Raw genomic sequence first — 6134 nt, forward strand, 5'->3', positions numbered from 1 at the left:
TCCTCAAGCAGCTGTTTATCTTCTGCCCCTTATAGGGTTGATAATCTTTATTTATGTTCTTTTCCTTTTATCGCAGCAGAACAAAGTATGAGAAAACCTATTCTTATTGTCGACCCTTTCTCCACGGGTGCCCTCTATGGCCCTGCTTTGCAAAAATTAGGCTATGCTTGTTATGGTGTTGTCTCTCAAGCAGCTCCTTTTTCACACTATATGCTTTCTTATCAGGGAAAGGGCATGGCAGAAGCGAAGCTTCATAGTGTCGATGAGATAAAGAAACGCTTTCCTATCGGCACGATAGAGGCTGTAATAGCGGGTGCCGAAAGAGGTATCTATTGTGCAGAGAAATTGGCGGCTTATTATGGTTGTCTTGGGAATAACCCCTTGACTACCGATTGGCGACGGAAAAAAGCAGCGATGCAAAAACGCCTTTGTGAAAATGGTTTATCTTACATCCGATCAAAGATTCTTACAAAAAACGATTGTACTTTCGATGGTTTTGAAAGCCACAGCGGCTATGTGGTAAAGCCAAATGATTCTGCAGGGAGTGATGGTGTTTTATTTTTCTCTAATCTTGAGGAAGTAGTAACGTGGACCTCTGAAATCGACTGGAAGAAAAAAAATATTTTTGACGCACCTAACGAGGCTTATTTGCTCCAAGAAAGATTGGAGGGAGAGGAATACATCGTCGATGCCGTTGTAAAGGGAGAGGCTATAAAAATATGTAGTTTGTCACGATATAAAAAAGGTATTCATAATGGAAGTACTTTTGTTTATGAAACGCTTGATGTACTTGATTCTCAAGATCCCTCTTATGCCCCTCTTATCTCTTATGCAAAACAATGCATTCGCGTGCTGGGAATTGAATATGGACCTGCGCATATGGAAATCATGCAAACAGCTCGTGGTCCAGTGATGATTGAAGTAGGAGCCCGACTCCACGGAGGAATTGCACCCACCTTGTTCGCACATTGCTATGAAGATGATTTACTTGAAAGCTCCGTTAACCTTATTGCAGGCGTGTTTTCGCAAACCCCAAGTCGCTTTAAGAAAAAAGGGCGTATTATCTTCCTTATCAACGAGATCGACGGTCATATTATAAAAGATGTTAACGTATGGCGGCAAAAGCTTCATTCTTGGGAAAATGTGGTTCATTTTACGCTCTTTTTTAAAGAAAACGAGCCCCTCCCCCTAACCATCGATTTAAATACCTGCCCTGCCATTATAGCAATTTGGGGACACAGTGATGATGAATTATCAGCTTTGGAGAGGGTCATTCGTAGCAATTTCTTATAAAATACAACAATTGGGAGGAAAACATGGATTCAGCAGCGCAAATAATTGAAAATATAGACAAATATGAAAAATGGAAGCAGGTCGTTTTTAAAGAATTCGATGCAACCATGAATAACACAATTAGACCTTTTCCCTGCCTATTCGGTGTAAATGGATACTCAAAAAATATGCTTAGATTTGGGTTCTACAATAAGTTGACCGCAAAAAATATGATGGAAGACCTGATAACTTATTGCGATAACTATAAAAGTTTTGGAAAGAACACATCTTTTGTTGCATTCGAGAAGCCTGCCCCCGTACAAAGTATCGAAGTTTATAGAGAAAAATTCTGGTCTATACTTAAAGATTTGCGAACTCTTGATGACCAAGAATGGCCTAAGCATATACCAAAAAATATGTACAATCGTCTATGGGAGTTCTGCTTTCATGGCGAACCTATGTTTATAGTTTGCAATATCCCGTCTCATATAAACAGAATAAGTAGGAGAAGTTCTACATTTATGTTAACTTTCCAGCCTAGGTGGGTTTTTTCTGATCTGCTCGATACAGAACAAAAAGCAAAAAATGCATTCTCCGCTGTAACAAAAAGACTTGAACCTTTTGATATTATCACAAAATCTCCTTTTTTAGGAAAATATGGCGAACCCCAAAATAGAGAATGGACGCAATACTTCCTGCAAGATAATAATATTGAATCCCCACCTTGCCCATATCATATAATGGAGCACGATAATGACTAAATTTTCTAAAATTAAATTAAATAAAAATATCTATGATATATTCAAAATGATGCTTCCAGAGCAAGGATCAATAGAGATACAAAAAGATTTTCCAAAAAAAATACACGATTGGCATATTCACCAGGTCGATGAAACTCTCTTAATTATAGAGGGTGAGTTAGATTTTTTCTATAGCGAAAAACATATAACCTGTACACCAGGAGATATTATACATCTACCTGCCAATACAAGGCACAAATCAATTGCGGCAGATGTAGGATGCATATATGCAATTGCTACAGAAAATCTCACTATTGGAGATATTAGAGATGGGTAACCGCACGCTCTTTAATGGATTCTTTCTCATACAGGATTTTATTCTTTTACTCCTGCCTCCCATAATGCGCCCATAGATTCTGCGGAAAATAAGGCTATGAAGTTTACGTCCTCTACCCAAACCAACGTGGAAACTTTTCAGAAACCGCATTTTACAGTACAAAATAGAACGTTATTCTTTAGGAAAAAAAATGGATCAAGCTTAACGGATTAAACAAAAAGGAAATAATTTTGTTTACAGCTTTATTGTCGAGCATTCACGAATGGATTCTGGTATTATCTCTATCTGAAATTCCCTACAAGCATGAAGCAGAAAAGTTATCAAGCATATTTAGTATACCTAATGAAAACTGCTATTACCATGCGTGATGGCTCTAAAATGTAGATGGATTTGAATTTTTAAATAATTTTTAACTCTTGCATCACTTTATTTCCATACTTTTTAAATAATATTCAATAACTTAATTAAAATAAATATTTTTATTTTGGGTTTTGTTGTGTTGTTAATCTAAAGCATGTGAAGAGAATATATTAAAGAATTAAAATATTTATATATCGAAATTGAAGATGTCCTATTTTACCCAAAAAAGAACTATTATGACATAGGTGAATTTAGCTATTAATCTTTTGTTGCCAACAAGTGGTAAAATGATGCTGAATGTAGAAAAAATTGCATAAGAACCTTTAACAAAAATGATTAAAATTTAGATAGAATTACAAGGTATAAAATAGAATTTATTCCATCAGCGCTGCAATTTTTTCTGGTTAATTTATTCTACCAATATCATTAAAGCTTTCTTCTAATGACATCGTCTATCATTGGAAGGAGATATATGATTGTTTTTCGAATTGTGACAGCACAGAAATTTCGTGATTTATTTTGTCCATTAAAAGATGTTTGTTAGTTGAGTAAGTTAAAAAATACATAGCATTCCGTATAATGTAGTGTGTATGTATAAAACTTCTCAGGATGATCGTGTTATTTAGGAAAGATTTTACAGCAATTACGAGTATCTCTAGAATGAAAAGCACTGATTTTTAGAACAGAGAAAAACATTGATTATAACAGTTTATTAGGCTAAACGCAGAATATTATTCTAATAATTGATGGTTAATTGTAACGGGATAGTTTTTTGATAATCATAAAGAAAAAGGTATAGAGCGTGTTTCTTTTAGTTAAGGAAAAGTATTGCTCATTTTTCTTTCTAAAAGTAAGCAAATTCAAAGATAATTTTTTGTTCTTGTAGTGGTGAGAAAATAATTGTCGAAGTCAGTGAAGGGGAGATTCTAATAGATTGTTACAACGTTTAATAAAAGTTGGAATACTTAAAAATTCTTAGTTCCTATGATGATTTAAGAATACCAGATTAGGATACGGAGAATTCAAGAGCTCAAAACTTTGTGATAATATTGGTTTAGAATTACATCTTGTTCATTCAGACGAGATGAGCCAATTATTATATGTCACAGAGACATATGGGTGGAAAATTTAAAAAAAGCTTATCCAGAATCTGACTTAAAGGTTATTGGAACTTTAGTAGTAAGATTGGCTTGGTCTCATGTTTCTCAAAAATTAGCAACCAATCTTGTTGTGACTAGACTAAATTTGGAAGATCTGCTCACTGAGCGTTTTTATAATATTATGAAATGATAAAAATATTAATATTTCTTCTTGTCTGGGACATGAAGCCGGTGCTATTTGTATTTATTATCCGTTACACCATTGTCCGAAATATATTTTAAGTGGTTGTCACTTGAAATATGCCTTGGAAAATTATTTGGCAAGAGAGCGTACCTATATGTATTGGAAAGTAATTTCCTATTATTTGTCTCAATCTATGGGTACAAGGTTGCCAAGTATAGAATTCATGCTGACAGATGACTTTCAAAAAATAAGTGCCTATAACGCATTTGAACTAAACTTTTATGAAAAACTGGAATTTAGTACCGAACCATATTCGACAATGGAGAAAATCATAAAATGCCTTGAGTCTCTGTTTAAGAGGGAGGAGGCTATTGCGTAATTCTGTTTTTCTTATGATTATGATTGGTTGTTTGACGAGTTTTTGTGCTAGTGGTGTATTATCTATTGGCCTTTCTTTGTTACAATTCCAAGATACAACGGGAGAAGCGTCTGCTACTTTAAATGTCGTTAATTTAATCGCAATTGGAATTGCTGGCTTATGTTTGGGAAACGTGTTGGCGCACTATCAAGGCTTTATAATTGGGTTTTATAGTCAAATTATTTGCGCTTGTTTATTGTCTTTCTTATTATTTATGAACAATCCAGTACTTATTTTGTTTGTATTTTTTTTACTTGCTCTCTTGATGGGGGCTGATAACCCAAATAACAATAGTGCCTTGAATCAGCTGATTCCAGCTCCCAAACAAAAAGCTGGAATTTTTGCATTTTACACTAGTTGCTGTCAGTTTTTTGTTATTATATCCCCATTGCTTATATATTTTATAATTGCGCATTTGGGGCACAAAATAGCCATAGCCTTTATTGTATTTATCTATCTTTTGAATGCCAGCTTATGGTTTCGTATAAAGTCTATACAACAACTAAACAGAGCAAAAGAGCTATTAAAAAAGCCATCTCAAAAAGCTTATGGAGTTGGGTTCAGGTGCCTTTGGCGGATTTCTGCGTTGCGTTTTTTAACGATTAATCGTATTTTGAATAATTCTCTCTATACGGGGCCTATTGTTTTATTGCCACTTGTTCTTGCTTCTATAACATCAGATAATATAAAATTTACAGCTATTCAAAATTCTATTTTTGCTTTGTCAGCACTGGGTTTTGTGATCAATGGTCTTATCTCATCTTATTATTTACGGAAATTTCCATCTTTAATTCGTTTTTTTGTATGGGGGGCACCAGCTTTTGCCGTGATCGCAATCTCTTTTGTTTTATATTTAAATTTTACTCAATATTCCCTTTATATTATGGGATTTTTATTAGGTATTGGGCAATTTTATTTTAGGGTATCGGGCATAACAATTGGACAAGCTATCACACCTAGTGAAAATTTAGCCGAGGTGATTTTGGCAGGCGATGCCAGTGTACGCATCATAACAGCTTTATTCTCTATTGTGCTTTTATATGCAGGAAAATTTTTTTCATTTTCTATATTATACGTCCTGTGTGTATTTATAGGCTTTTGCGCCCCTTTATTTATTTTGCACGGACTATCTATTTACATACAAAGCTTAGAGATAAAAGAAAGCGCCGCATGAATGATGTTCAATTATTATATTACGTCAGCCTTTTTTTGATTATCGTATAGATAAAAATTTTGTACAAATATTCATGACATTAATTTTAAATAAACACATTGCGTGAGAAAAGCTGAGGTATTCGTTACCTCTCATGTGGATAAAACGCATTTAGCCCGTTAATCAACGAAATTGCAAATAGCACTATGATCACCATTAATTCTAAAAGCTCTACCAGAAGTTAGTGATAATGGCAAAAATCCTTTAATGATATTTGAAGAGATCGTTTATGCTAGATCAGGTTATCTAAGATCGAGAGGAGAGGAGCTTAAAAAGTATAAAATTCATGGAAATTCAACAGCAATTTCTAGGTGTACATAATGATAAGCATAGATCGACGCGAACTGGTGAATTGCAAACAATAAAAAATCCTGCAAATGCTGAGCTTTTTAAACTATGTCATATCAAGCATATGAAAGTTCGTTTTAAATTAATGGCGGAGAGAGAGGGATTCGAACCCTCGATATGGTTTCCCATATACACGCGTTCCAGGCGTGCGCCTTCAACCAC

6 protein-coding genes are annotated in these 6134 nt (G+C 34.5%); all 6 read left to right on the top strand.

Going from position 1 to position 6134, the window contains the following annotated elements; translation table 11 throughout:
* Nucleotides 1–1293 (top strand): ATP-grasp domain-containing protein (locus tag ACFIQE_RS08360; protein ID WP_375707522.1); only part of this gene is annotated, 1293 nt, incomplete at its 5' end.
* Between the two features lie 23 nt (nucleotides 1294–1316).
* Complete coding sequence (locus ACFIQE_RS08365) at nucleotides 1317–2033, top strand: YqcI/YcgG family protein (RefSeq protein WP_375707523.1); 717 nt, start codon at nucleotides 1317–1319, stop codon at nucleotides 2031–2033.
* Nucleotides 2026–2349, top strand: a complete 324-nt coding sequence (locus ACFIQE_RS08370) for a cupin domain-containing protein (RefSeq protein ID WP_375620826.1) — start codon at nucleotides 2026–2028, stop codon at nucleotides 2347–2349. Before ACFIQE_RS08365 ends, ACFIQE_RS08370 begins: the two co-directional genes overlap by 8 nt.
* A gap of 1479 nt (nucleotides 2350–3828) precedes the next feature.
* Nucleotides 3829–3999, top strand: a complete 171-nt coding sequence (locus ACFIQE_RS08375; protein WP_375611449.1) for a hypothetical protein — start codon at nucleotides 3829–3831, stop codon at nucleotides 3997–3999.
* Nucleotides 4000–4364: 365 nt separating this feature from the next.
* Nucleotides 4365–5585 (top strand): MFS transporter, encoded by a 1221-nt coding sequence (locus ACFIQE_RS08380; protein WP_375620827.1) that lies wholly within the window; start codon nucleotides 4365–4367, stop codon nucleotides 5583–5585.
* Nucleotides 5586–5910: 325 nt separating this feature from the next.
* Nucleotides 5911–6134 (top strand): hypothetical protein (locus tag ACFIQE_RS08385; protein ID WP_375707524.1); only part of this gene is annotated, 224 nt, incomplete at its 3' end.

Origin of the sequence: Bartonella sp. AA1HLJMS (genome assembly GCF_042197445.1) — a bacterium.
Lineage (GTDB): Bacteria > Pseudomonadota > Alphaproteobacteria > Rhizobiales > Rhizobiaceae > Bartonella.

Excerpts from the sequence above, each read along its gene's own strand:
- ACFIQE_RS08370 (WP_375620826.1), top strand. The coding sequence starts at position 2,026 with ATGACTAAATTTTCTAAAATTAAATTAAATAAAAATATCTATGATATA.
- ACFIQE_RS08365 (WP_375707523.1), top strand. The coding sequence starts at position 1,317 with ATGGATTCAGCAGCGCAAATAATTGAAAATATAGACAAATATGAAAAA.